At 56.3% G+C, this 22,811-nt stretch carries 31 protein-coding genes and 2 pseudogenes; 9 read left to right on the forward strand and 24 right to left on the reverse strand.

Going from position 1 to position 22,811, the window contains the following annotated elements; translation table 11 throughout:
• The first annotated feature begins 168 nt into the window (after positions 1–168).
• Positions 169–882: a hypothetical protein gene (locus tag ACQ86N_RS15525; protein ID WP_431215932.1), complete on the forward strand. Its 714-nt coding sequence runs from the start codon at positions 169–171 to the stop codon at positions 880–882.
• A gap of 40 nt (positions 883–922) precedes the next feature.
• Here the strand turns inward: ACQ86N_RS15525 and ACQ86N_RS15530 are convergent, their stop codons facing one another.
• The 5 genes from ACQ86N_RS15530 to ACQ86N_RS15550 form a co-directional block, all read right to left on the reverse strand.
• Entirely contained in the window at positions 923–1,822 is a 900-nt protein-coding gene (locus ACQ86N_RS15530) for a hypothetical protein (RefSeq protein WP_431215933.1), read from the reverse strand.
• The gene (locus tag ACQ86N_RS15535) at positions 1,798–2,499 is read right to left on the reverse strand and encodes a glycosyltransferase family 39 protein (RefSeq protein WP_431215934.1); all 702 of its coding nucleotides are present in this window, start codon (positions 2,497–2,499) and stop codon (positions 1,798–1,800) included. The genes ACQ86N_RS15530 and ACQ86N_RS15535 overlap by 25 nt, the downstream gene beginning before the upstream one ends.
• Before the next feature lie 80 nt (positions 2,500–2,579).
• Positions 2,580–3,032, reverse strand: a complete 453-nt coding sequence (locus tag ACQ86N_RS15540; RefSeq protein ID WP_431215935.1) for a VOC family protein — start codon at positions 3,030–3,032, stop codon at positions 2,580–2,582.
• Between the two features lie 43 nt (positions 3,033–3,075).
• Entirely contained in the window at positions 3,076–3,363 is a 288-nt protein-coding gene (locus ACQ86N_RS15545) for an ABC transporter permease (protein ID WP_431215936.1), read from the reverse strand.
• The gene (locus ACQ86N_RS15550; protein ID WP_431215937.1) at positions 3,248–5,461 is read right to left on the reverse strand and encodes an ABC transporter permease; all 2,214 of its coding nucleotides are present in this window, start codon (positions 5,459–5,461) and stop codon (positions 3,248–3,250) included. Before ACQ86N_RS15550 ends, ACQ86N_RS15545 begins: the two co-directional genes overlap by 116 nt.
• A gap of 152 nt (positions 5,462–5,613) precedes the next feature.
• Here ACQ86N_RS15550 and ACQ86N_RS15555 point away from each other — a divergent pair, with 152 nt between their 5' ends.
• The 5 genes and pseudogenes from ACQ86N_RS15555 (at position 5,614) to ACQ86N_RS15575 (ending at position 9,143) form a co-directional block, all read left to right on the forward strand.
• On the forward strand, positions 5,614–5,901 hold the full coding sequence (locus ACQ86N_RS15555) for a hypothetical protein (protein WP_431215938.1): 288 nt from the start codon (positions 5,614–5,616) through the stop codon (positions 5,899–5,901).
• Between the two features lie 82 nt (positions 5,902–5,983).
• On the forward strand, positions 5,984–7,441 hold the full coding sequence (locus ACQ86N_RS15560) for a hypothetical protein (protein ID WP_431215939.1): 1,458 nt from the start codon (positions 5,984–5,986) through the stop codon (positions 7,439–7,441).
• A gap of 530 nt (positions 7,442–7,971) precedes the next feature.
• A pseudogene (locus tag ACQ86N_RS15565) lies at positions 7,972–8,421 on the forward strand (S1C family serine protease); the annotation flags it as partial.
• A 205-nt stretch (positions 8,422–8,626) separates the two neighbouring features.
• The gene (locus tag ACQ86N_RS15570; RefSeq protein ID WP_431215940.1) at positions 8,627–8,944 is read left to right on the forward strand and encodes a PDZ domain-containing protein; all 318 of its coding nucleotides are present in this window, start codon (positions 8,627–8,629) and stop codon (positions 8,942–8,944) included.
• Entirely contained in the window at positions 8,937–9,143 is a 207-nt protein-coding gene (locus ACQ86N_RS15575; protein ID WP_431215941.1) for a hypothetical protein, read from the forward strand. Before ACQ86N_RS15570 ends, ACQ86N_RS15575 begins: the two co-directional genes overlap by 8 nt.
• Positions 9,144–9,196: 53 nt before the next feature.
• Here ACQ86N_RS15575 and ACQ86N_RS15580 read toward each other — a convergent pair whose 3' ends face one another.
• The 6 genes from ACQ86N_RS15580 to ACQ86N_RS15605 all read right to left on the reverse strand — a co-directional run bounded on the left by ACQ86N_RS15580 (position 9,197) and on the right by ACQ86N_RS15605 (position 13,780).
• On the reverse strand, positions 9,197–9,460 hold the full coding sequence (locus ACQ86N_RS15580) for a hypothetical protein (protein WP_431215942.1): 264 nt from the start codon (positions 9,458–9,460) through the stop codon (positions 9,197–9,199).
• 26 nt (positions 9,461–9,486) lie between these two features.
• Complete coding sequence (locus ACQ86N_RS15585) at positions 9,487–11,421, reverse strand: tetratricopeptide repeat-containing sensor histidine kinase (RefSeq protein ID WP_431215943.1); 1,935 nt, start codon at positions 11,419–11,421, stop codon at positions 9,487–9,489.
• Positions 11,422–11,633: 212 nt separating this feature from the next.
• The gene (locus tag ACQ86N_RS15590; RefSeq protein ID WP_431215944.1) at positions 11,634–11,810 is read right to left on the reverse strand and encodes a hypothetical protein; all 177 of its coding nucleotides are present in this window, start codon (positions 11,808–11,810) and stop codon (positions 11,634–11,636) included.
• A 35-nt stretch (positions 11,811–11,845) separates the two neighbouring features.
• The gene (locus ACQ86N_RS15595) at positions 11,846–12,847 is read right to left on the reverse strand and encodes a TonB-dependent receptor plug domain-containing protein (protein WP_431215945.1); all 1,002 of its coding nucleotides are present in this window, start codon (positions 12,845–12,847) and stop codon (positions 11,846–11,848) included.
• Positions 12,822–12,968: a hypothetical protein gene (locus ACQ86N_RS15600; RefSeq protein ID WP_431215946.1), complete on the reverse strand. Its 147-nt coding sequence runs from the start codon at positions 12,966–12,968 to the stop codon at positions 12,822–12,824. The genes ACQ86N_RS15595 and ACQ86N_RS15600 overlap by 26 nt, the downstream gene beginning before the upstream one ends.
• A gap of 8 nt (positions 12,969–12,976) precedes the next feature.
• Positions 12,977–13,780: a TonB-dependent receptor plug domain-containing protein gene (locus tag ACQ86N_RS15605; RefSeq protein WP_431217433.1), complete on the reverse strand. Its 804-nt coding sequence runs from the start codon at positions 13,778–13,780 to the stop codon at positions 12,977–12,979.
• Between the two features lie 265 nt (positions 13,781–14,045).
• On the opposite strand from ACQ86N_RS15605, the gene ACQ86N_RS15610 reads away from it, so the two are divergent.
• Together ACQ86N_RS15610 and ACQ86N_RS15615 are read left to right on the forward strand one after the other, a co-directional pair.
• Complete coding sequence (locus tag ACQ86N_RS15610) at positions 14,046–14,372, forward strand: hypothetical protein (RefSeq protein ID WP_431215947.1); 327 nt, start codon at positions 14,046–14,048, stop codon at positions 14,370–14,372.
• Between the two features lie 442 nt (positions 14,373–14,814).
• The gene (locus ACQ86N_RS15615) at positions 14,815–15,162 is read left to right on the forward strand and encodes a hypothetical protein (protein ID WP_431215948.1); all 348 of its coding nucleotides are present in this window, start codon (positions 14,815–14,817) and stop codon (positions 15,160–15,162) included.
• On the opposite strand, the gene ACQ86N_RS15620 is transcribed toward ACQ86N_RS15615, so the two are convergent.
• A complete protein-coding gene (locus tag ACQ86N_RS15620; protein WP_431215949.1) occupies positions 15,152–16,000 on the reverse strand; it encodes a T9SS type A sorting domain-containing protein in 849 nt (282 codons plus the stop codon). The two genes, ACQ86N_RS15615 and ACQ86N_RS15620, sit on opposite strands and share 11 nt — an antisense overlap.
• A 55-nt stretch (positions 16,001–16,055) precedes the next feature.
• Positions 16,056–16,301, reverse strand: a complete 246-nt coding sequence (locus ACQ86N_RS15625; RefSeq protein ID WP_431215950.1) for a hypothetical protein — start codon at positions 16,299–16,301, stop codon at positions 16,056–16,058.
• Here ACQ86N_RS15625 and ACQ86N_RS15630 point away from each other — a divergent pair.
• Complete coding sequence (locus tag ACQ86N_RS15630) at positions 16,295–16,504, forward strand: hypothetical protein (protein ID WP_431215951.1); 210 nt, start codon at positions 16,295–16,297, stop codon at positions 16,502–16,504. The two genes, ACQ86N_RS15625 and ACQ86N_RS15630, sit on opposite strands and share 7 nt — an antisense overlap.
• A gap of 27 nt (positions 16,505–16,531) precedes the next feature.
• Here the strand turns inward: ACQ86N_RS15630 and ACQ86N_RS15635 are convergent, their stop codons facing one another.
• The 11 genes and pseudogenes from ACQ86N_RS15635 to ACQ86N_RS15685 all read right to left on the reverse strand — a co-directional run bounded on the left by ACQ86N_RS15635 (position 16,532) and on the right by ACQ86N_RS15685 (position 22,804).
• Complete coding sequence (locus ACQ86N_RS15635) at positions 16,532–17,083, reverse strand: hypothetical protein (RefSeq protein WP_431215952.1); 552 nt, start codon at positions 17,081–17,083, stop codon at positions 16,532–16,534.
• 67 nt (positions 17,084–17,150) lie between these two features.
• The gene (locus ACQ86N_RS15640) at positions 17,151–17,537 is read right to left on the reverse strand and encodes a histidine phosphatase family protein (protein WP_431217434.1); all 387 of its coding nucleotides are present in this window, start codon (positions 17,535–17,537) and stop codon (positions 17,151–17,153) included.
• A pseudogene (locus tag ACQ86N_RS15645) lies at positions 17,504–17,755 on the reverse strand (histidine phosphatase family protein); the annotation flags it as partial. The pseudogene ACQ86N_RS15645 and the gene ACQ86N_RS15640, both read right to left, overlap by 34 nt.
• Positions 17,736–19,181 carry an FGGY-family carbohydrate kinase gene (locus ACQ86N_RS15650; RefSeq protein WP_431215953.1) on the reverse strand — a complete coding sequence of 482 codons (1,446 nt, stop codon included), beginning with the start codon at positions 19,179–19,181 and terminating at the stop codon, positions 17,736–17,738. The pseudogene ACQ86N_RS15645 and the gene ACQ86N_RS15650, both read right to left, overlap by 20 nt.
• The gene (locus ACQ86N_RS15655) at positions 19,178–19,561 is read right to left on the reverse strand and encodes an FGGY-family carbohydrate kinase (RefSeq protein WP_431215954.1); all 384 of its coding nucleotides are present in this window, start codon (positions 19,559–19,561) and stop codon (positions 19,178–19,180) included. The genes ACQ86N_RS15650 and ACQ86N_RS15655 overlap by 4 nt, the downstream gene beginning before the upstream one ends.
• On the reverse strand, positions 19,546–19,899 hold the full coding sequence (locus tag ACQ86N_RS15660; RefSeq protein WP_431215955.1) for a hypothetical protein: 354 nt from the start codon (positions 19,897–19,899) through the stop codon (positions 19,546–19,548). The genes ACQ86N_RS15655 and ACQ86N_RS15660 overlap by 16 nt, the downstream gene beginning before the upstream one ends.
• A gap of 68 nt (positions 19,900–19,967) precedes the next feature.
• On the reverse strand, positions 19,968–20,615 hold the full coding sequence (locus tag ACQ86N_RS15665; protein ID WP_431215956.1) for an FGGY family carbohydrate kinase: 648 nt from the start codon (positions 20,613–20,615) through the stop codon (positions 19,968–19,970).
• 10 nt (positions 20,616–20,625) lie between these two features.
• Positions 20,626–21,138 (reverse strand): NAD(P)-dependent oxidoreductase, encoded by a 513-nt coding sequence (locus ACQ86N_RS15670; RefSeq protein ID WP_431215957.1) that lies wholly within the window; start codon positions 21,136–21,138, stop codon positions 20,626–20,628.
• Positions 21,119–21,565, reverse strand: a complete 447-nt coding sequence (locus tag ACQ86N_RS15675) for a hypothetical protein (protein ID WP_431215958.1) — start codon at positions 21,563–21,565, stop codon at positions 21,119–21,121. The genes ACQ86N_RS15670 and ACQ86N_RS15675 overlap by 20 nt, the downstream gene beginning before the upstream one ends.
• A complete protein-coding gene (locus ACQ86N_RS15680; protein ID WP_431215959.1) occupies positions 21,534–22,058 on the reverse strand; it encodes an MFS transporter in 525 nt (174 codons plus the stop codon). Before ACQ86N_RS15680 ends, ACQ86N_RS15675 begins: the two co-directional genes overlap by 32 nt.
• Positions 21,977–22,804, reverse strand: a complete 828-nt coding sequence (locus ACQ86N_RS15685; protein ID WP_431215960.1) for an MFS transporter — start codon at positions 22,802–22,804, stop codon at positions 21,977–21,979. The genes ACQ86N_RS15680 and ACQ86N_RS15685 overlap by 82 nt, the downstream gene beginning before the upstream one ends.
• Positions 22,805–22,811: the final 7 nt, after the last annotated feature.

Here is a 22,811-nt window from a genome sequence, read left to right on the forward strand (position 1 = left end):
TGAAAATCCGACAAGCATAATTAATCATTTGAAAGTTGCTGCTATTATTTTTATTCCCCTTGTAATTAGTTTTTTTGTGTCCAGATAGATCAATTTCTCCACAGCTTACTTCTGAAGAAACAGTCTTGCTAAATCACTACATTTAGCCTTGATAAGAAAGTATCGAATATGAAAAGAAAAAGCCGATTCCGCATTATTATACTTGTTTTGATATTGGGCGGTGCCCTGTTGTACACAGTTGTGGCAATAGTTAATGCATTTAAGGATTTATCGAAATCATCAGAAGAAGACTTGCCAGCCTCATATAAGATTACGCCTGAAGATTCGAGTCTTTTCAACTGCCAATATTGGACCCAGTTGCGTGCTGACGAAATCGTAAACAGCAAAGTAAGATACCCTATCTCATTTTTATTTTTTGGCAATGACTACGAACTTATCACATATAGAATGGATTTGGAGGAAGACATTCAGCTTGGCCAATTGATTGAGATGGAGAACAAGTACGTGACGTCAACTGCTCGGCATACATACAACAACATAACTCATAACAAATTTTTCAATTTTTGCTACCTTGCTGGGGGATCAAAACCAGTCAGCAAACTATTTATGACCCTTTATGGTGATTCAATTGTAACAACAAGAAAAAATGATAGCCTGGTTAGTTATCATTTAATATGCAAGAACTTCTCCATAAGGTACGCCGAAGATGCACCGAAGGATATTTTTTTTGTTGGCGTGGAGGGCTTCCTTGATATTACAAAGCTAGTCCCTTTAAATATATCGTTGCTAAAGAGGGGAAAGGCCCTCTATTTGTTGTTAATGGCGCCACATACTTCCAGAGGCAATGTGCCAGCAGATTTGTTGGATAAAATAATAGGATAAAAGGCATTTGTTGTACGCGTCCGGTGCCCGCGCGCGGCTTTCAATGCATCGATCCCCCATCATCCAGCGGATTCGGCCCCAGCGTCTGCACAGCCCCGTGCGCCGTGGTCTTCAGCCTGTCCAGCTCGATCTTATCCCTGAACGCCTGCCTGAACGCTTCGCTCGGACCCTTCATCAGAATGACCAGCGATCCATCCTCCCGCGACCAGCGATTCGCAATGCGGCCGACCAGCCGGACCGACCGGAACTCCTTGATAAACTTATGCTCCATCTCATGCCTGTCGTCGGTGACCAGCAGCAGCACGTCGAACCTGTCATAGTCCACCGGCATCCAGTAAAGGAAACTTGCATTGTCGCTGTACGCGATGGGAAGATGATATCTCGGGCCATAATAGTTCACGGCTCCAGCTTCGCCGTAATTGTCACAGAACAGCAGCGTGTGCGCCCTCTCCGTACTGTCGAGCGACGCATAGGCCGTCGCCACGGTCTGAGCCATCTCCTCCCACGACAACATATCCGCGAAATCCTGCGGCAGGGTATGGTCCTGCTGGTCATCCCAGCGAAGCGCCCCCACCTGCCGTGCCAGAGGATGATGCACGTAGTAATCGGCCAACGCAGCCGGAGCCCTGAAAGGCAGCAGGATAGGGACCAGACGGACGCCTATAACGACGCTAAACGCAACCATAGCCGCCTTCCACCACCTGTTCGCCCACGCTTCCACCCGCGGAGCGCCGAACGCGAACAGGATAGGGTAGGCCCCCTGCGAATAATAGCTTTTCCCATGACCCAGCAGCAACAGCGCCAGCGTAACGACAAAGGCCCAGGCAATAAAACGATATTGCTTCACCCGCACCACCCAGACAAGCCCGGTCACCCAGGTAAAGATCGTCGCCACATGATACAGCAACTGATCCGTCAGAAAGTCCACGGACTCAGCCACCGGAGCCCACTCTCGAGGGTCTTCATATGATAGACCACCGGGAAGCCGTGCAAAGCCTCCCAGATCAGATTCGGCAGAAAGAGCAGGAAGCCCAGGCCCATGGCATAATAGAAATGCCGGTTGGCAAGCACCTTTCGGTCCCAGGCAATGATCAGACCCGCGAACAGGCCCACAGCATAAAAAGCCATCGTATACTTGGCGAGCATACCCAACCCCAGACCGACACCCGCAACATAAAGGTGCATAGCCTTTCCCGTTTGCTGATACCGGATCAGCCCATAAGCCGTCGCCGTCCAGAAGAAGATATCCAAAAAATTCGGCTGGAAGAGAAAGTGCATCCGAAGCCAGGCGCCCGTCACGAAAGGCATCCACGCCAGCACCAGCGCGAACCACCGGCCGCCAAGATGCAGCACCAGCCGGCCCACGAGGACATAGGTCAGCGCGCCCGCAAGGGAAGGCCATAGCTTGATAGCCCACATCGCGCCGCCCAGCCAGTTCGTCAGCCAGGCGAAGACCGACAGCAGCGGCGGCGCCTCCATATAGCCCCAGGCCATATGCCTCGCCTCGGCCAGGTAAAGCAGTTCGTCCCTGTGCGGACCCCATTCCGGGCTCTGAAGGAAAAAAGGCAGTATCAGCTTGATCAGCGCGAGGAGATAGACAAGATGTGCGGGTTTCATGGCAAAAGATAGGACCATCGGCGTCGATCCGCGGGATATTTTGACGACAGGCACAAAACCGGTGGCCTAAAGCATCATTCTCACTTCTTACCGAGTTCCTCAGCCAGCCCGACAAGGATCCCCTCGGGTCCGCGAATATAACACAACCGGTAGACGTCCTGGTAGTTGACCACCTCGCCGACGAGCTCCGCACCCCGCTTTTGCAGCCTGGACAGCACCTCGTCGAGTTCCTCCACGGCGAACATCACGCGCAGATAGCCCAGTGCGTTTACTGGGGCCTTCCGGTTATCGGCGATCACAGCGGGCCTGATAAATCGCGAGAGCTCCAGCCGGCTATGGCCATCAGGAGTGACCATCATCGCGATCTCGACGCTCTGATCTCCCAGCCCCGTAACACGCCCGGCCCATTCCCCTTCAACTGCCCCCCGGCCCTGCAGTTTCAGGCCAAGCTCCTCGAAAAAAGATATAACATCGTCAAGGGATTCCACAACGATGCCGACATTGTCCATTCGCAACAACCTATTTTTTGCCATAATACAATATTATAAGGGAACAATCACTCCGCCCGCAGCGCCTTCACCGGATTCGCCCGCGCCGCCGCCAGCAGCGGAACCCGATCGTCAGCAGCGCCACGACGCCCGTCAGCAGCAGCGACCAGACAAACACCGACCAGCCGATATCGACCCGGAACGCGAAATCGCGCAGCCACCTCTGCATCACCCACGCCGCAAACGGCCAGGAAAGCAAATTACCGATAAGTACCGGGATCATAAAATCCAAAGAGAGCAGACGGATCAGACTGGCCGTACTCGCACCCACCACCTTCCGGATCCCGATCTCCCGCACACGCGTCTCCCGCGGCATACGCCGCCAGACCAAAAAGGCCGAGACAGGCGATGATGATGGAAAGCGCCGTAAACAACTTCAGGATCGCGCTCATATTGTCTTCCTTCCGGTAAAGCCCGGCAATATGGTCGTCTAAAAAACTATAGTTGAACACCGCGTCCGGCGACACCTTCTTCACCTTGTCGCGCAGAAACGCGATACCCGCGTCGATCCTTCCCGCCCTTATCTTCACCAGCAGATTGGTGGTCCATTTGGGCCTGTATTCGAGGATCAGCGGCTCTATCTGGCTGTGCAGCGACGCGAAATTGAAATCCTTCACCACGCCGATCACCCGCCCCTGCAGCTGGTTGCTGTTGTTCTCGATCAGCGACCCTACCGGTTTCGTCAGACCGAAGGTCTTCGCCGCCGTCTCGTTGATGATGAACGTCGCCGAGTCCTGAGGATACTGCGCAAAATTCCTTCCTTCCTTCAACTGTATACCGAGCACGCTGAGATAGTTCTCGTCCACCCGGAATACGCGGATATTCGGGTAGTTTGTTCCTTCCGGGGTGGGAGAGGGCTGCACCGATTCGACGCTCAGGTCGTCGCCGATGATATTGCTCGACCTTCCCACGGCGAGTATATCCGGACTCGTCATGAACTCGTTCTTCAGCACCTCCGGCTGACGCGAGATCTGGTCCCGGAATTTGCCGTAATAATGGATGATAGCCACCTGGTCGCGATCGAAGCCCAGCTGCTTGTTCCGGAACAGGTTCATTTGACGGTATACGAGGACGGTAGCGATGATCAGAAACCCCGATGCCACGAACTGGAATACGACAAGACTCTTCCGCAGCACCGCCGCCCGCGAACCGGGCAGTTTCGTTCCCTTCAGCGCCGCCGACGGCTCCGAGCCCGCCATCAGCAGCGCCGGAAAGATCCCCGACAGCAGACCGGTGCCCAGTATGACCGACCCGATCAGCAGCAGATTGTCCCGGCGAACAAGACTGGCCAGCGAAACCCCGCGGCCCGTCAGCCGGTTGTAAAAAGGCAGCGCCAGCTGAATAAAGACAAGCGCCAGCAGCCCCGACAACGCCGCCAGCAGCAGCGCCTCCCCAAGGAACTGTCGCACCACCTGCATCCGCGGAGCGCCGAGCACCTTCCGGACCGCCACTTCCTTCAACCGCTTCAGCGACTGCGTCGTGAACAGATTGACGAAATTGATGCAGGCGATCAGCAGGATCAGTATCGCCACCGCGGTAAAAATATAGATATAGAGAATGCTGCTGTTTGGCCCCATCTCCTGGATCAGGTCTGAATGTAGATGGATATCTGTCACCGGCTGCAGACGGATACCGGCGGCATCGTCGGCCGCGGCCTTCCTGTCGAGATCGCTGCGAAACTTCATCCAGAAATCCACCAGTCGCGCGCGCACCTGATCCACGTCTCCCGAATGGCGGAAGAGCACATAGGTCCAGCCAAACATCCAGGACTGATTGGTCAGCATTTTAGGAGGCATATTCCTGTAAAACAGGACCATACTCGACAGATAGTCGAACTGGAGATGCGTATTGGCCGGCATGTCTTCGACGACGGCCTTCACCCACGTGTCGTACTGGTCGTTCGCCCTTATCTTCTGACCGATGGGATCTTTATCGCCAAAGAAGCGCCGCGCCGTACTCCGCGTCATGACGACCGCATCAGGGTCCACCAGCGCCGCCCGAAGATCACCGGCCACCACCTGCAGGTCGAACACCTTCGGGAACGAAGAGTCGGCATAGAAACCACGGGCTTCACCCGTTTTTCCTCCGGCGGTCCGGAACACCTGGTTGCCGGCCTGCGCCAGATGCGTAATGCGCTCTATCTGCGGAAAAGTCTTGGGCATCACCCCCGCCAGCGAAGGCGCCGACTTCGCCCATTCCGTGCTTACCACACGATAGATGCGGTCATGCTTCGAAAAATTGCGGTCATAACTCAACTCTTCACGGATATGCATGGCCAGCAATAGCGTGCAGGTGATCCCGAGCGACAGGCCCACAAGATTGAGCACGCTGTACGCTTTTTGCCGGAGAAGGCTGCGGAAAGCGACGCGGAAAAAGTTCTTTAGCATCCAGTTACACCGCATAGAGGATGCCATGCCGCTATCTGCCAAACATTCAACCCTTTACAGCGTTGCGTAGCCCGCAAGTTTGTCCGGTTTCGTTACACGAATCGACCGGAGTCGGACAAAAGCAGCAAATATGGAAGAGCGACGGTTTTGTATCTTACAACCACAACTACCCCTGCCTCATGAACAGAGCATTTCGCACCGCATTCTTCATCGTTCTGGTTTTCGTCCTGGTCGTTAATCTGACGGCCAAAATCGAAAAGCCCTGGGATGGGAACAATTACTACGGCTATCCCCTCGTCTTCCTTACCGAATGGAGTGAAGAAGTAACAGGCCCTCCATCGGCTCCAACATTTGTTTTTCGGAATTTCCTGATCGATCTGCTGCCCGCAGTTATCGTAGGTGTCATCGCCGAGCGAGCCGCCATCGTGGTCGCCAACCGGCTTAAAAAGCGCTTTAATAAGGCTTAATACCCTTCTTTGGGCCCATTTGTAAAAAATGTAACCGATTGCAGTCTCGATCTCTTATCTTCGGGAAACACATTCAACAGCCATGAAAAATAGACTTTTGCTTGTCCTGCTGGCCGGCACCCTCCACGCCTCCGCCCAGCCTCCCGTAACTTTCACCGCCGAACAGGACCACGACAATATGATGAGACAGCTCGGCATAAAAGCCCTCCGCCCCGGTCCGAGCGGCGACGAGAAAGCCCCCAACCACGCCAACTACGACGAAGCCCTCGCCAACCCCTATCCCGAACTACCCGACCTCCTCACCCTCAACGACGGTAAAAAGATCACCACCGCCGACCAGTGGTGGCACCGGCGCCGCCCCGAGATCGTCGAAGACTTCGAACGCGAGGTCTATGGCCGGGTACCGCCAAATACACCAAAGATCACCTGGACCGTCAAAGTCACCGACCACGAATATATCGGCTTCACACCCGTCATCGCCAAACAGCTCGTAGGCCACGCCGACAATTCTTCCTGCCCTTCCATCGACGTCAATATCAATATGACCCTGGTCCTCCCAGCCAACGCGAAAGGCCCCGTGCCACTATTGATGATGTTCAGCCGCAGCGCCCTTCCCGCCCCCGCACAACCGCCCGCGGAAGACATGGAGAAGATCAACGCCGCGATCAAAGAACTGCTCCTCCAGCACCACCCCGAATTAAAGGAGATCTTCGACCGCTATCCCGCCTACAACCCCGTCAACCCCCTCCCCGGACCGACCTTCGGCGGACTCCGCGTCCCCGGCGATCCCCCCGCCGCACAACAGCTGATCGCTGACGGCTGGGGATATGTGCTGATCGACCCCAATAGCATACAGGCCGACAACGGCGCCGGACTGACCAAAGGCATCATCGGCCTGGTCAACAAAGGACAGCCCCGCAAACCCGACGACTGGGGCGCACTCCGCGCATGGGCCTGGGGCGCCGCAAGAGCCCTCGACTACCTTGGATCCAGCGAACCCATGGTCGACGCCAAACACGTCGGCATCGAAGGCGTCTCCCGATTTGGTAAAGCAGCCCTGGTGACGCTGGCCTTCGAACCACGATTTTATATGGGCCTCATCGGCTCGTCCGGCGAAGGCGGAGCCAAACTCCACCGCCGCAATTTCGGAGAGGCGGTAGAAAGCCTCACGGGCGGCGAATACTACTGGATGGCCGGCAATTTCCTCAAATACGGCGCCTCCGACGCCACTTGGCGGCCCGAAAACCGCGAAAGACATCCCCGTAGACGCTCACTCACTGATAGCCCTATGCGCTCCCAAACCCTGCTTCATCAGCTATGGCGTCCCCGAACAGGGCGACGCCAAATGGCTCGACCAGCAGGGCAGCTATATGGCCACGGTCGCCGCGGGGACGGTGTATCGGCTGCTCGGAGCAAAAGACATCGGCGTCTCCAACGACTACCACACCGAAAAAATGCCGCCCGTCAACACCGGACTGCTCGACGGACAACTCGCCTGGCGCCAGCACGACGGCGGTCATACCGACGCTCCAAACGTTAAATATTTCATACAGTGGGCCGACAAGAACATCGGCAGAAAGCCCTGAGTAGTTAGAGCTTTGTTAATGCATTTGTTTAGAATTATATTAACACAGTATAATGAACGAATAAATTCGTACATGGTTAATTTTGTATATACTCACACAAAAAGCAAAATAGACCATGGAAATTAAAAAGACAAAATTGAAAACTAAAGCAATGCTCCTCGGTGCGGTCGCCGTCATCGGAGGCGGATTGCTGTTCGCAAACAACAGTCACAAACCACACAACAGCGTACTGGACGAACCCACAACTCCCGTCGTGAAAACAGCGTACACAGGCGCCAGCGCCACTTCCGCCCAGCCCATCGATTTCGAGAAAGCCGCGGGCACGGCCGTTCCTTCGGTCGTACATATAAAGACGACTACGAAATTCAGGGAGACCGCCGGTAGACAAGGACAAGGTCAGGGCCAAAACCCCTTCGGCGATATGTTCGGCGGCAACGACCTGTTCAAACGCTTCTTCGGCGACGGCGATGGTGACGGCAGAGGAATGCAGCAGCCCGACCAGAAGGCTTCCGGTTCCGGCGTCATCATCAGCGAAGACGGATATATCGTCACCAATAACCACGTCGTCAACGGCGCTACCGCCATCTCCGTAACGCTCAACAACCGACGCAACTATATCGCAAAGGTCATCGGCACCGATCCCAATACGGACCTGGCGCTGATCAAGATCGACGCAAAAGGCCTTCCCGTAATGCCCGTCGGCAATTCCGACGACGTAAGACTCGGCCAATGGGTGCTGGCTATCGGCTATCCACTGAACCTCGACGTTACCGTCACACAGGGCATCGTCAGCGCCAAGTCGCGTAATATCGGCATCAATACCCGCGCTGCGGCTCCCGTCGAGTCCTTTATACAGACCGACGCAGCAGTCAACCCCGGCAGCAGCGGCGGCGCCCTCGTCAATACCAACGGCGAACTGATCGCCATCAACTCGGCCATCGCCAGCCCCACGGGCAGCTTCGCCGGATATGCCTATGCCGTTCCCTCGAACCTCATGAAAAAGGTCATCAGCGATATCATGAAATACGGTTCCGTACAACGCGGCTACCTGGGCATCAGCATGGCCCCGGAAGGACTGGATGAGGACAAGAAGAAAGAACTGGGCATCAATAACGACGTCGACGGCGTATTCGTGATGGATGCCGATCCTAAAGAGCGCCGCCGGTCTCGCAGGCCTCAAAAAAGGCGACGTCATCACAAAGATCAACGACGAAACCGTCAACTCCGACGCACGCCTCGCAGAACTGATCGCCCGCCAGAAACCCGGCGACAAGATAAAGATCACATACTTGAGAGAAGGATCGGAACACAACACCGACGCCACTCTGCAGAACAAACTCGGTAGCTTCGCCAGCACAAACCCGGCAGCCGTCGAATCACTCGGCGCCGACCTCTCCGACCTCAGCAAGGACAAGGCTTCCCGAGCTGGGAATCGACGGCGGTGTCGTAGTGAATAATATCCACAATGGCGTCATCGACAGCCAGACCAATATGCGTCCCGGCTTCATCATCACCAAAGTGGGTGACGTAAGGGTTCACAATGTCGCCGAACTGAAAGACGCACTGTCCAAACAAGGCAGCAACTTCCAGATCCAGGGCGTGTATCCCGGCAGCGACGAAGTATACTACTATGGTATCAATGATTTCAAGAAATAAAGAAAGGTTCCGTTGTTATAATCCAAGCCGCTCCGATAGAGGAGCGGCCTTTTTTAATTCAACGAGAAATCACCATCCGGCTCGAAAGTATTCTTGTATTTTTTCGCCGGCGCTATCGTCAGATGCATGATCTCTCCCTCGTGGATCCCCTTCATAGTATCGATGACATGCTGCAGGTCGTAAAAGGTGATCATATCGACCTCGACGTCCGGCTGCTTCACGTGCAGCGGACGGATCTCGTACATGGCGTCGGGAAGAAGGCTCATCACGATCTCCACGTCGACCCTGAATCTGGCCCTGAATCGATAGTGTTTCATGGGACAAATATACCGCAAGCTGCTGATCACGCACGGCGGTGACCGCCTTCCGCTGCAGGAAAACTAACATAAAAGGCCGAACCTTCTCCCTCCTTGCTGGTCAGCCAGATCCGCCCCCCGCCGGCAGTGACGAATTCCTTTATGAGCATCAGCCCAAGACCGCTGCCTTTTTCCCCTTTGGTGCCGAACACGACGGGCAGCCCGGTCTTAAGAAACGCCTCCTGCTTTTCCTTACTGATGCCGATGCCGGTATCGGCGACGGAAAACACAACGGACCCATCTGCAAGCGACTGGCGAATAACGATACGCCCCTGCTCCCGCGTGAACTTTATCGCATTGGACAGCAGGTTCCGGATGATAAAATCAAAATGATTCGGGTCGGCGAACAGCGTAACTTCTTCCGGGGTCTCGTCACAAATAACGATATCCTTTCTCGCCGCGGAAGGACCAAGCAGCCCGATGTTTTTTCTCACAACATCCTTCGCCGAAAAACGCTCCGGCGACACTTTTACCCCGTTCAACTGCGCCTGACCCCATTCGAACAAGGCATTCAGCAGATCGAAAGAGGCGGCGGACTGCTTCTTCAGTTGATTCACCAGCCTGCCCTGCTGCTCGGCCGGCAATACGCCCTTTTCCAACAGTTCGAGCGCCTGCACGGAATTACCCGCGGGTCCCTTGAGGTCATGACCGATGATGGAGAACAGCTTGTCCCGTACCTGATTGGACTGATTCAGCTGCTGATTCAACCGCCGCATCTTGCGGACATAACCCCATAGCGCAAACAGAACGAGCAGCACGAGCACGACGATGACCATGCTCAGGTTGCGCCTCGTCTTTTCCTTCTTATTGACTTCCGTCAGCTGGTCGATCCGTTCCCTCGACACCTCCAGCTGATAACTGGTATCGAGCGCCAGGATGTCGCTGTTTGTTTTTGAAGTGAGAAGACTGTCCAGCAGGCGGTGGTGTTCGTCCAGCGCCGCCATCGCTTCCTTATAGTTCTTTTCCTGCCGGTAGACACCGGCCATGGCCTCGTAGATATTGGCTTTCAGAAAAGGTTCCTTCAGCCCCTGCGCAATGCCGAGCGCCTTCTTCAGGTATTCGAGGCTGCGCGCGGCGTTGTCTTTTTTCAGTACACCGGCGATATCGGCCAGCGCATGCGCCTGCCCTTCGAGATTGTCGTATTTTTTGGCCGAGTCGAACTCCCGTTTGAAGTCCACGAGCGCGCCGGCGTTCTTCCCCGACGCCTCCAGCAGCTGGCCTTCTTCTTCCAGCATCGTTATCTCCGTATCCCGGTACAGAGGACTGTTGTCGTTGTGCAGACCCTCTTCAAGGTATTTCAGCGCCGCCTGCCTGTCGCCCTTCCGGGAATAGACCCGGCTGATATTCTGCAGCAGCAGGAAATACTCCTGCGGCTTCCGCGAAGCATGTTCGTAGTGGACCAGCGCCCTCAGATACCAGGAAAGCGCCTTCTCTGTCTCGCCGTTCTTCTCGTAAACCGCTCCCATATTCATCCAGGTGGAGGCGATGCCGCTGCTGTCGTGCATATTCTCGTAGAATTCCATGGACCTTCCCAGCTCGCTGGTAGCATCCGTCAGACTCCCCGAGCCGTCCAGCAGACCCAGTTCGTTGTATGTCAGTGCAATATTCTTCCAGTCCCGGAGGCTCCGGAATATCGATAGCGCCTCGTTGGCAAAACGGCGCGCGAGATCGTTGTGGTGATGGATTCCGTTGATTCGGCCCAGCTGCAGCAGCAACAAGGCCTGCCCCCGAAGGTCATTGTGCCCCTCGGCCAGCTTCATACCCTGATTGCAGATGTCAACCGCCGAGTCCGGCTGTTGCTCCTCGAACTTTTTGCTGGACTCGATACAACTGACAATTCGAATGCTGTCGTCGGACTGGCTGTAGACACGGGCGGCAACGGCAGTAGTAAGAATAATGAGGAATAGCCTTAAGGATATCATGGGCTTACTGGATTAAACAAAGCGGTTATTGCACAGGCTATTAGGGAGAACCAAGATAGTACAAAAAGATGGATATACACAGGCGGTTCCCCCGCTCTCCAGTGCCTTCCCGAGGTTTTCTTTACCGATCGGTAGAGGATAAGCATAAAAAAACCCGTCCAACTGACGGGTTGCTTTAATCAGTCCATTGCCATTTGACCTTATCCTATAAATTATTTGGGTGGGAAATAATTTCCCAGCATCTCCTCAAATTCGACGAGTTCCTTGTTCGAAACCAACCCCAACAGCTCCTTGATCTGATCCCTCTTCCTCACCAGTTGCTCGAGGGGCAGACCATTCTCCAGTGATCGAATAAATTCCTGTATCTCAGAAATTAATATAAATCTCAAAGCAGAGGCGGACTTACTTACCAGTTCTTCACGAATCATTGCTTGACACGGCAGTTTTGAAATTTGTTTAAATTCTGATATAGACTGCAAAACGCATACCCGCTGCCTTCTAAAGGGTGTAACGCACCGCGACGCTGACGATCCGCCCCTCTACCGGGGCATAGATTTCTCCAAAGACGGGACTTTGCACCGACCCCGTATACAATGGACCAAACCCGCTCTGCCTCGTATCGGTCAGATTTTCCAGATTCAACAGCAGGGAACAATGTCCCCAGGTCCGCTGCACCATTAAGTCGAAGGTCCAGAACGGGCGGGTGGTGGACGCATTGTCCGAGGACCTGCCTTCCCGTATAAAAGGCGTCGATCCCCGCCTTCCACGACGGCTCGACCTCATAGCTAAGATTGCCGACCACCCGGTGTATTGGCGTCAGCGGCAGCTGCGGATGGTCGGACAGATACACGCGCCGGGCGTCGGTATAGGTGTATCCGACGTAGATCGAGAGCTCGTCGACCGCCATCCGGGCATTGGTCTCCATCCCGCGCGACACCACGGGACCGGGCGCATTCAGATAATAGAGCCAGCCCCTCCGCAGGCTATCGGGCTGCGGTACCAGAGCCCACGTGAGCCGCGTGTAATAAAAGTTCTGGTCGGCCTCCAGTATCATCTCGTCGCCAATACGGAATTTATAGTTCAGCGAGAGATTGGCGCTGGCGGACCGCTCCGCGCGGACGCGGGGGTCGATGGGGTATACCTGCTGATACGCCTCTTCTTCGTCTGAAGCATTATAGACGGTCGGCAGCTTATACGCCAGCCCTCCTCCGAGACGCGCCGTCAGCCCGGGCGCGGGACGGTACAACAGGGCGATACGGGGCAGGAAATAGAGGGTTTTGACCCAGTCGGCCCTTGCCCCCGCTTCCAGAATGGTCTTTTTACCGAGCGCCCAGTCGTCCTGCACAAAGACGCCGGCGGTCGTGTGGGAATACCCAGAGCCGCCATGTCCGCCGTCCGGCCTAAATCTGTCCGTACTGAGCCCCACGCCCGTCACCACCCCGGTGCCCGCCCGCCCTTACCGCATAGCTGACTTCCGTGAAAGAGGTGATCTCCGCGCCCGAAAATCCCGTCGTGGTCTGCGCGATGCTGCGATAAAAGTATCCCACAGAATTTTTTACGGAGAACAGCTGGTGCCCGCGCCCTTGCGCGTCAGCGACAGCTGATAATAATCCCTGTCACTGCTGTTGCGCTGGAGAAAAGAATGCAGACTGTCCGTGCCGTGTTTGACAGCGCTGATATCTCCGCCATTCCTCCTGTCGATACTAACGTTTACACCTATCCGAATGATCGTGCTGTCGTCCGGATACCAGAAAAGGGTAGGGGCGATCGTCCCCTGCCGCACCCGAGGCAGATCGGTAAAACCGTCCTTGTTGACGTCATAGGGATCCTGCCTGCTGGCGCTGGCCATCACGGTAAAACCCATCCGTCCCCACCGCTGCGCATAAAAACCTCCGAGATCGGTGCCCCCGCGCTGGGTTTGATTGGCGACCAGGTCCAGGTGCAGCGCCGTGTCGGGCGTACGCGAGATCAGATTGATGATCCCCGCGATGGCGTCGCCGCCATACAGCGCCGAACCGGCCCCTTTGATGACCTCCACCTGACGGAGGTCCAGCGGCGGTATCTGCAGAATGCTCAGACTACCGGAGAGACCGCCATACAGCGGGAAACCATCCTTGAGCAACTGGATATACCTTCCGTCGAGCCCCTGCAGACGAATAGCAACATTGCCCGAGGTCGCGGAGGTCTGCTGCATCTGCGTCCCCGAAAGCTCCGTCAGCAGCTCGCGGATATTGGCCGGAGACGCCGCGGTACCCTCGTCGATGTCTTCCCGGTTGACCACCTGGACGGTGATCGGTGTGTTTTTTAATAACTGATTGGTACGCGTGGAAGAAATGATGACGTCCTTCAGCGTATCTATTTTTAGCGTGTCGCGTGTCGGATGGTTATTTTGGGCGAAGGCGCACTTGCCGCGATACCAGCAGCAGCCCCATGAATCGCTTCATACTTGTATTTTACCGGTGATCGAATGGATGGGTCAGCCAGGACAGGAATAGGCCGACGATCAGATCCGGAGCGCACAGAGCAGCAGCCACCGTCGTATCGGAGTTCTCTGATGCTGTATTAGCGGAAAAACAGACTCGTAGGAGGAAAACACCGGTTTCGCCGGCACGCTCCCGTCTGCGGTGACCACCTCGGAGACAGGCCTGGCAACCGTCGTCGCGGTCGCAGCGGCCGGCGCGTTAGGGTCGCCTTGCCCCGGCACCGACCCCTCCAACGAAGAAAGAATGAAAAGTATCCACGCCGCGGCCACGATTCCCAGGCGCAGCCATTTCTTACTAAAGGTCCACGCGGCGTCGAGCCTGTCGCGGGCCGGCAGTTTTAGTGCAAAGGCCCATGGAATGCGGATCACCGCCCGGCGAAAGACGATCGTCTGTTCGGCCAGCCCCGTAAACAGCAGGGAAAAGACTGGACAGCAGGTTGCCCGGACGCTGCCGCCCGGGCAGGACTAGTTGCTGCGTGACCCGGCGACCAAGCCTCGTGACGCTGAGGGCAAAGGCGCCGAGCACAGAAAGATATGGTTTCAGCTTTTGCAGGCCGTGTATTTACGGCTCTAAACTAGAACTGGAATCTGGATTATTTCTGGATGGGGACAAACTCCGGCAGCAGAAAGGCATAAAACGAAAAACCTCCAGGACTATCCGGAGGCTTTTCACTGAAGATTGGATTGTAGTTTTCATTGGTCCGTCGATACGGGCAGAGGGTTAGAGTACGGTTCGAATTTAATGGGTTTGGACGTTAGCTTCTAGGATACTGGATCAGGGTACGGATGTTTGCTTTTGACCATACAAAGATGCGACGGATTTGACGCCCGGCAATGGATATTTGTCCCTTGTTTTAACCTTTGCTCCATTTACCTGGGGTGAGGTACTGACAAACTCTTAATATTGACTCATGACTATGAACCGCGAGCTCGACAACTACTATCTGGAAGCAACCGGAGCCCATCCAGAGCTGCCTCCTCGCGCTGAAATCCATCGTCCTCAATTTCTCCCCCGATATCACGCACGAACGCAAATTCCAGATCCCCTTCTTCTGCTACAAAGGAAAAAACTCGCTTTTCTGTGGGTCAACAGAAAGCGACTGATCATGGGCTTTGTGAAGGACAGAGCCCTGCTCCCGAAACCAGCAACGGGCAGAAGAAAGGACGAGTTCGAAACCATTATCGTCGACCCCAACGAGGATATTCCGATCCAACAGATCACGGACCTTCTTCGCCGCTATATGAGACTTATTCCCTGATAAAAGATTTCACTATACGCCGCCCGTCTGAATTCAATACAAGAAAATAGACGCCGGGCGCCAGGCCCCCAAGAGGAACCACAAAACCATTCAACCCGCCGCGAAGAACGACCGGCCGGACCAGCAAAGACTGCCCCAGCGCATTCGAGACCGTCAAAAAAGCAGCCCCGGACGCAGTAGATACAACGGTCATGGTCACCCGGTCGGAGGCCGGATTGGGAAACAGCCTGACGGACCCTCCGTCGGGCCCGGGCCTGCGCGCCACGGTCACTATGCGGGAGTAAGACCATTCCCCGGCCGCATTCTGCCAGGCCAGCCGATAGGCTAGGGCGCCGTCACCAGCCGCAACATCCGTATAACTATCGTCCGTTACACCACGACGAGCCAAAGAATCGAAATGGGACAAATCCTGAGACCGCTGGATTACAACATACCTGATACCATCCGTAGGCGCCGCCGCGAACGTCCAGCTAAGCACGACCCCCTGATCGGCACGAACTCCCCTGAAATCTTGCAGGGGCGACGCCGCCAACGGCACACAAACAGGCCCTGTCCCTTCGGGAAGCACATATCCTCCCAAAGGCTGTCCCGCCGATCCGCCGGTCGCGCTGTTGGCATTACCATTACAACCCCCGGTCGAACCCGTGACGACCCCATTGACGCCCCCGTTGACAACCGCGCTGACAGGCTGCGGGAAATCCCCCTGCCGCCCAGACCACACCCCTCCTCCGCCGCCGCCAGGACCCATACAGTCACTGGTATGGCTGCTCGCATCCGATCCGCCTGCGCCCTCCGCATCGGCCGTAATGGCCCCACTGAAAGAACCCGCATTAAGCACGATCGTTCCCCCCGCCCCGCCACCACCCCCGCCGTCTCCTTCCGCTATGGCGGGATCATGGATCCCCTGGATTGGTGAGATTCCTGCCCATCGTCCCCGTCGCCAGCAGACGGCCTCCGCCCCCGATGATAGTCGGCGCCGAAAGGATAATGATCCCGCCGCCATTGCCACCGGGCGTGCTCACATTGTCATTCTCCCAGCCCGCACCGCCACCCCCGCCAAAGAACACCCGGTTGGCGGCGACACTGTATCCATAACCAGCCAGCGACGCGCCCCCAACCCCGGATTGGGGCCATGGCATTTCCCGGCCGTTTCATTGGTTCGTTTACCTCCCAGACCACCCGTGCCGTAGTTCGCTCCGCCACCACCACCGGTCTCCGCATTATTGCCGCCGCCGCCGCCATTGGCCAGCTTGCCGCGACCGCATTCCTGGTTGACAATAACGGCCGCGATGCCTTCGCCTTTCCTGCCCCCGTATTGTCTCCGGCGCCTGTTACCGAATAATAATAGGCGCTGGCAGTGAAAAACCAGTCACAGGAACTGTAGTTCACCAGCGCTCCCCCCAGTGATCCCAGTGCCCGAGACATCGATGTCTGCGTTCAGCGTAATATCACTACTGGCCTCCAGTGCCACAATACCCCCCTTACCCGTAGTCGGGTCCCAGCCCTGGCCGGTGACGGTCGCCCCGACAGTAATGGAAGCACCGCTGACGACGGTGACCAGCTGTACCTGCCCCGAAGGATCGTAGGGATTCACCAGCTGGTTCAGCATCCAGACGGTATTGCCGCTGATCGAACAGATCGTATTGAACTCGTAAGCACCGGCAAAGTTCGCCGCCGCAACGTCTCCGTAACTGCCGGAATTCGTAGAGTTGATGGCCGCTCCCTTCGCCTGATAGAGCATCACACGCTGGCCCGCAGAAAGCCCGGCGGCATTGTCTACCGTCACGGTATTCGCGGAACCATCCACCGCCGTTATTTGATAATAGGAATTGACCGTGCCGGAGATCGTCTGACCATCGGCGACACAGGAGTAGATAAGAATACTAATGAGGAACGCTATGATACGCCCTTGGTTTTGCATAATCTATTGGATACCCGCCAAGATACAAATTATAATTAATTTGTAAAATACCCCCGGTTTATTGATCCTACGCATTGAGACACTTCAGCGTAAACTCCCCGCTACCATCCAGCTCAAACAAGGTAATGGCCGAATTCTCCTGGGCCAGCCGGCGGTAGTTCCGCAACGGCATCCCCAGCTTGTACGCCATGTAAAGCCTGTTCGTACCATTATGCCCAACCACCAGTATCGTCTGCCCGGAATGCCGGGAAAGCACCTCAGAAAAAAACCATCCAGCCGCTCCACCAGCTTCCCGACCGCTTTCCCCGTTACCGCCCGCGCGGCTATTCTCGGGATCACGGCTCCAGGCATCCCACAAAAAGGGTCCTCCGCCACGAACTCCTCCCTCGTCCTGTGCTCCCACCCGCCGAAATCGATCTCGATCAGCCTCGCATCCGTCCGCACAGACGACCACCCCGAAGCCAGCTCGGCCGTTCGCCGGGAACGAAATAACGGTGAAGCATACACGGCATCCAGCCCAATCCCCTTCATCCGCTCACGAACCGCCAGTGCCTGCTCGATCCCGCGCTCCGTCAGTTCGATATCCGTCCGTCCGCAATACCGGTTGCCATCCGCATTATAGGGCGTCTGCCCATGTCTCAGCAAGTATACACTAAGCATAGCTCTCTTCATTTATATAGCCCTTCTCCCGAAGGACCGTAACAAAATCATGATACCCCTTTTCATACGCACCAACCAGAGAAAGACCGGGCAATACCGTCTTATCGATCTTCACCATCTCCTTCACCGCCGTGATGACCGAGTCATAAAAAGACGTCGACGCTGCCAGTATAGCTGCGCCCATCGCTCCCGAAACCTCCCGCATCTTATATATAGGTCTGTTCAGGACCGCGGCGCGGATCGTCAGCCAGGCATCGCTGTTGCTCGCCCCGCCAGCCGTAAATATCGCCGCCACGGTCTCGCCGGACAACTGCTCGATCAGCTGATACGCATACCGCTCGATATACGCCACCCCCTCCATACTCGCCGTATAGCGGAGCGCCCTGTCCAAACCATCAGGAGCAAAACCCCGGGCGCCGGCAGCGATAAAAGGAAACCGCTCGCCCTCCTGCATCAGCGGCCAGACAGCCAGCCCGGTCGGGATCAGCCGGAACGCGGCTTCATTCAAAACACCCAGCTCGTCCCCAAACTCCCCCGTCACCCAGTCCGCCCCCGTATTGCTCGCGCCCCCGGGCATCCAGTACCCCGCCGGATGACGATGACTGTAGATCCTTCCCGAAGGATCGATGACCTCGTTGCGCGTGACGCCCTTGATCACCATCGTCGTCCCGATGGTCGTATTCCACTCGCCGGGATTGATCGCCCCCGACGCCACCTGCGAGGCGCAGCCATCCGTGATACCCGTCGTCACCGAAATACCCAAAGGCAAACCCAGCTCCTTTGCCAGCTCAGGCCGGACAGCACCGATCACCGCCCCCGATGGCAACACGCCCGGCAGCCACTCTTTCCGAACAGGCAAATGCTCGCAGATCCACTCCGGCCAGCAGTAGTCGCTGATGTCATAACCCGATTTAAAGGCATTCGTATAGTCCGTGATCCCCCAGACGCCGGACAAGCGCCCCGTGATATAATCCGCCGCATGCAGCCAGCGATGGAGACGGGCGACTTTTTCGGGAAAATTCTCGGCGAACCAAACCATCTTAGCCAATCCGCTGGAAGAATTAAAAGCCGTAAAGCCCTTATTATGATACCTCAGCGCAATCTCAGTAACCCGCTGCCCCTGCAACACCGAACGCTTGTCGCTGTACATCAGCGCGTCGTGCAGCGGACAGTGGTTCTCGTCCACCGGAATGACGGTCCCCGAGGTAGACGTCACCGCAACGGCCCGGATAGGACCGGCAGCGACTCCCTGACCCATCAGCGCCCTGATCGACGCGACACAAGCATCCCACCAGGCCTCCGGCGACTGCTCCTCCCGCGACCGCTCGTTCAGCCCAAACACCCGGCCCGCCGAGCCCAGGACAGTGCCATCCGCCCCGACCAGCGCAACCCGCGCCCCCTGCGTACCAATATCGATCCCTAAAAAACACGGTTTCATGCTGTAAAGATTGTTCTCAATGATTTGCGCATCTTCTTCCATTCGGCATACCTCTCACCGTAATCAACACCCGCGTCAGGAACCACCTCATCCGGCGATCCCAAAACAATCCCCTGACGCCCCAAAGCCCTGCCGCAAAGCATCGCCCCACCCGCGGCCGAAGACTGACGGTAATTCCCGCGCATCCGCACCGTGCAGCCCGTTAGCCCCGCGATCATCTGCCGCAGAGTATGACTTTCCATACCCCCGCCGCAGGCCCACAGATAGTCCCTGCCGTGCGGACTCACGCTGCCGAGCGTGTTGTAGTTTTCGAATATGCTGCAGGCGATATCCCACAGCGTTGCCCAGACAAAACTCGCCCTGGTCAGCTGATGCGACACCGGCGCGTCGAAGAGGAAGCCCCCTTCGTCAGCGGCGCCTTCTCGTCGGCCAGCAACGAACCCAGCGACGCGACGCACTGAAAATGGTCCAGCCGGCCCAGTTCTTTCTCGATCACGTCATATCCTTCATTCGGATAAAAGATCTCTTTCAGTCGCTGATAGTTGAGCCCCGTCACCCCCGCATTCGCCTCGAACATATAACTGTTCCCATCGGTATGCCTCCCCGTCCAGGTCCGCTCCTGCTCATCCACCACATACCGGTCAATCAGCCTGATCACCGGCGTCGTAGTACCGCTGACGATCACCACGTCGTCCGTATCCGGACAGACACTCATCACGGCCAACTGCGTGTCGCCGCCGCCGACAACGACAACGGCATCACCGGAAACCCCCGCCAGCTGAGCCTTCAGGGGCCTAATACAGATCCCGGGTCAACAAGAGACGGCAACAACCCCGGTGAAATCCCATACAGTCCACACAACTCCTCACTCCAGCACTTGCCCCCGATATCATATAAAAGCGTCTCCGAAGCCTGCGAATGCTCATACCCCGCCACCCCGCTCAACTGATACCCGATCCAGTCGCTGATACTCGTAAACCAGGCCATGCGGTCAAAGATATCCTCCCGACGATGACGAATGCCTACCACCTTCATCGCCGGGAACAACGACGATGGATATCGCCCCGCCAGCTGGTAGACCCGCGACTTATCCGCGATCATATCCTCCCATTCCCTTCCGCGGTGATCGATATTCGGCAATCCGATCAGCGCATTCCCGTCCGCATCTGCCAGCACGATCCCTTCCCGCTGGCTGGTCGACGTCACGGCCAGGACGCAAACATCCCCAGCCGTCGCCAACGCGAAAGACACGATCCGGCACACCTGTTCCCACAAGACAGATGGATCGAAATAAAGCGCCCCGGGATAACGCCCGTCTTTATGATAGATAATGTCTTCCCGCTGTATGCCCAGCAGCTCGCCGCCGGGCGACACGACAGCCGCTCTCGCATTGCCCGTGCCGATATCGATAATAAGGTACGCTTCTCTGCTCATGACCGCGAAATTACCCAATCCAGTATTTTTTATTCAGGATATCCACGTGATGGTCCTCTACTTCGTGCGTCGCACCCGCCGTATGCGGAGTCGCGAGCACCAGCGGGCTGTTGATCAGCCGGTAGTCTTTCTCGTCGGGCGGCTCGAAATTGAAAACGTCCAGCACCGCTCCACCGATACGCCGGTTCTCGATGGCCTCCAGCAGGTGGTCCCGATTCACCACACTCGCCCTCGCCGTATTCACAAAAATCGCGTCGGACTTCATCGTGCCGATCAACCGCCTGTCGATCATCCCGACGGTCTCGTCTGTCACCGGCAGATGAATGGAGACGATATCGCTGTGCGCAAACACGTCCTCCAGCGTAGTCTTCTTAAAAGTAGCATCGGCAGACGAAATATAAGGATCATAGAACTGAATAAAACATGGGAAGCCTCTCACCATTTCGGCTATCCGCTGCGCGACCGCGCCAAAACCAACCATGCCGATAGTCTTGCCCGCCAGCTCATTGCCCTTGAACTGCAAATAGGAGGTATGCGCGCCATCGTCCCAGTTGTGACCGGTCAGCCACTTGCCAGCTCGGTATGGTCTTCCGCATCAGATTGATGACATTCGCCAGAAACATTTCCGCAACCGCCTGGGCATTCCGCGCCGGCGTGTGAAAGACAGGTATTCCGCATTCCCGCGCCGCCTTCAGGTCCACGTTGGATGGCGTACCCCGGCATACGCCGATAAATTGGAGGTTTGGATGGGTGTGGATGACTCCCGCCGTCACGTGGTCATGCTCCGTGATCAGCGCATCCGCCCCGCATCTGTCGAGCAGCTCGTTCAGCTCGTCTTCATTATAGGCCCTGCCATGTTCCTTCCATTCTTTATAGATCACTTCGCCGAGCTCTGTGGCCAGCTTTTCCCTGCCCTGTTCATTGTATGGCGCGGTTATCAAAATCTTCATGATAGCTTGAGATGGTTTTTATGTTTTCTTTTGTGGATATAAAGGAAGTCAGTATCGCCCCAATAACATAGAGGCCCGAAAGGATCCAGATCACGCCCGTGCTGCCCACGACCCCGATAAACAGGCCCACGATGGCCGGCCCGACAAACACAGCCAGACCCGCACCCAGGTTCAGTACCGCCATCGCGGCGCCCTTATCCGAACCCACCAGTGAAGGCGTCAGCGCAGACAACGGTACAAATCCCGCCAGCAACGCGCCCCAGAGACAACCCGAAAGCAGCACGGCCCAGAAATTATCGGCAAACAACACCGGAGAATAATAGAACAACAACGAGCTCGCCGCACACCCCACACAGCCGAACCAAAGCACCGTGCGCCGCCATCCGATACTGTCGCCGACAAAACCAAAAATTAGGTTACAGACGATATTCGCCGTAAAGATCGTCCCCCAGATCTGCAGCCAGCTGCTCGTCCCGATGCCATGCTTTTCCATATAGATCGGCATGAATACCAGGAACGCAAATTGTGAGGTCGTATTGATGACCCGCACGATCCCGCAAAGCAGCACCCCAGGCTCCCGCCGCATGATCGTAAAGCCTTTTTCAGCTCGTTCAGCTTCCCTGAACCACCCGCGGACCCAACCCACCTGTCCCTGTTCAGCCCCAGCGCAAAGAACGCCCCCAGCGCCACCCAGAAGATCGAAGTCCACAGCGTATCGAGATAACCCAGCCGCTGGATCGCCCAGCTGGAATAGTAGGCGCCGAAGACGTTGAGACCGCCCGTGAACACGAACCAGAACCAGCCCGCGGCCGTGCTCAGCCTGTTCTTCGGACTCCGGTACATGATCCACACCAGAAAAGAATAGGCGAACAACGGATAGCCGAAGCCACGAACGGCATAGGTGGCCAGCATGACGGGAAAATTGACACCCGGCAGCCCCAGCCCGACAAATCCGGCCGTACCCGCTATATACAGCAGTATCCCCGCTAACATGGTCTTCCGCGGCCCATAGCTGTCCGTCAATACGCCGGAGAACCAGGACGCGATCGCAATCGTAACGCCGTATACGGTAAACAACATCGCAGACTGCTCGATCGCCAGCCCCCGCCCGATCAGATAGGGACTCAGCCAGCCCTGCTCGACCCCGTCCCCCATCATGAATATAAGTATGCCCAGATACCCCCAGACCAACTGCCCGGGAATCCCAGCCCTGTTGAATAGTTTATCGCGCGAGAACATATGGCTT

The organism is Puia sp. P3 (genome assembly GCF_050632245.1).
Taxonomy (GTDB): domain Bacteria; phylum Bacteroidota; class Bacteroidia; order Chitinophagales; family Chitinophagaceae; genus Puia.

What these genes read in the sequence shown, in the direction of transcription:
- ACQ86N_RS15525 (WP_431215932.1), top strand. Translation starts at nt 169, where the DNA reads ATGAAAAGAAAAAGCCGATTCCGCATTATTATACTTGTTTTGATATTG.
- ACQ86N_RS15535 (WP_431215934.1), bottom strand. Translation starts at nt 2,499, where the DNA reads ATGAAACCCGCACATCTTGTCTATCTCCTCGCGCTGATCAAGCTGATA.
- ACQ86N_RS15540 (WP_431215935.1), bottom strand. Translation starts at nt 3,032, where the DNA reads ATGGCAAAAAATAGGTTGTTGCGAATGGACAATGTCGGCATCGTTGTG.
- ACQ86N_RS15545 (WP_431215936.1), bottom strand. Translation starts at nt 3,363, where the DNA reads ATGCCGCGGGAGACGCGTGTGCGGGAGATCGGGATCCGGAAGGTGGTG.
- ACQ86N_RS15550 (WP_431215937.1), bottom strand. Translation starts at nt 5,461, where the DNA reads ATGGCATCCTCTATGCGGTGTAACTGGATGCTAAAGAACTTTTTCCGC.
- ACQ86N_RS15555 (WP_431215938.1), top strand. Translation starts at nt 5,614, where the DNA reads ATGAACAGAGCATTTCGCACCGCATTCTTCATCGTTCTGGTTTTCGTC.
- ACQ86N_RS15560 (WP_431215939.1), top strand. Translation starts at nt 5,984, where the DNA reads ATGAAAAATAGACTTTTGCTTGTCCTGCTGGCCGGCACCCTCCACGCC.
- ACQ86N_RS15570 (WP_431215940.1), top strand. Translation starts at nt 8,627, where the DNA reads ATGCCGATCCTAAAGAGCGCCGCCGGTCTCGCAGGCCTCAAAAAAGGC.
- ACQ86N_RS15580 (WP_431215942.1), bottom strand. Translation starts at nt 9,460, where the DNA reads ATGAAACACTATCGATTCAGGGCCAGATTCAGGGTCGACGTGGAGATC.
- ACQ86N_RS15585 (WP_431215943.1), bottom strand. Translation starts at nt 11,421, where the DNA reads ATGATATCCTTAAGGCTATTCCTCATTATTCTTACTACTGCCGTTGCC.
- ACQ86N_RS15615 (WP_431215948.1), top strand. Translation starts at nt 14,815, where the DNA reads ATGACTATGAACCGCGAGCTCGACAACTACTATCTGGAAGCAACCGGA.
- ACQ86N_RS15630 (WP_431215951.1), top strand. Translation starts at nt 16,295, where the DNA reads ATGGCATTTCCCGGCCGTTTCATTGGTTCGTTTACCTCCCAGACCACC.
- ACQ86N_RS15625 (WP_431215950.1), bottom strand. Translation starts at nt 16,301, where the DNA reads ATGCCATGGCCCCAATCCGGGGTTGGGGGCGCGTCGCTGGCTGGTTAT.
- ACQ86N_RS15635 (WP_431215952.1), bottom strand. Translation starts at nt 17,083, where the DNA reads ATGCAAAACCAAGGGCGTATCATAGCGTTCCTCATTAGTATTCTTATC.
- ACQ86N_RS15650 (WP_431215953.1), bottom strand. Translation starts at nt 19,181, where the DNA reads ATGAAACCGTGTTTTTTAGGGATCGATATTGGTACGCAGGGGGCGCGG.
- ACQ86N_RS15665 (WP_431215956.1), bottom strand. Translation starts at nt 20,615, where the DNA reads ATGAGCAGAGAAGCGTACCTTATTATCGATATCGGCACGGGCAATGCG.
- ACQ86N_RS15675 (WP_431215958.1), bottom strand. Translation starts at nt 21,565, where the DNA reads ATGAAGATTTTGATAACCGCGCCATACAATGAACAGGGCAGGGAAAAG.
- ACQ86N_RS15680 (WP_431215959.1), bottom strand. Translation starts at nt 22,058, where the DNA reads ATGGAAAAGCATGGCATCGGGACGAGCAGCTGGCTGCAGATCTGGGGG.
- ACQ86N_RS15685 (WP_431215960.1), bottom strand. Translation starts at nt 22,804, where the DNA reads ATGTTCTCGCGCGATAAACTATTCAACAGGGCTGGGATTCCCGGGCAG.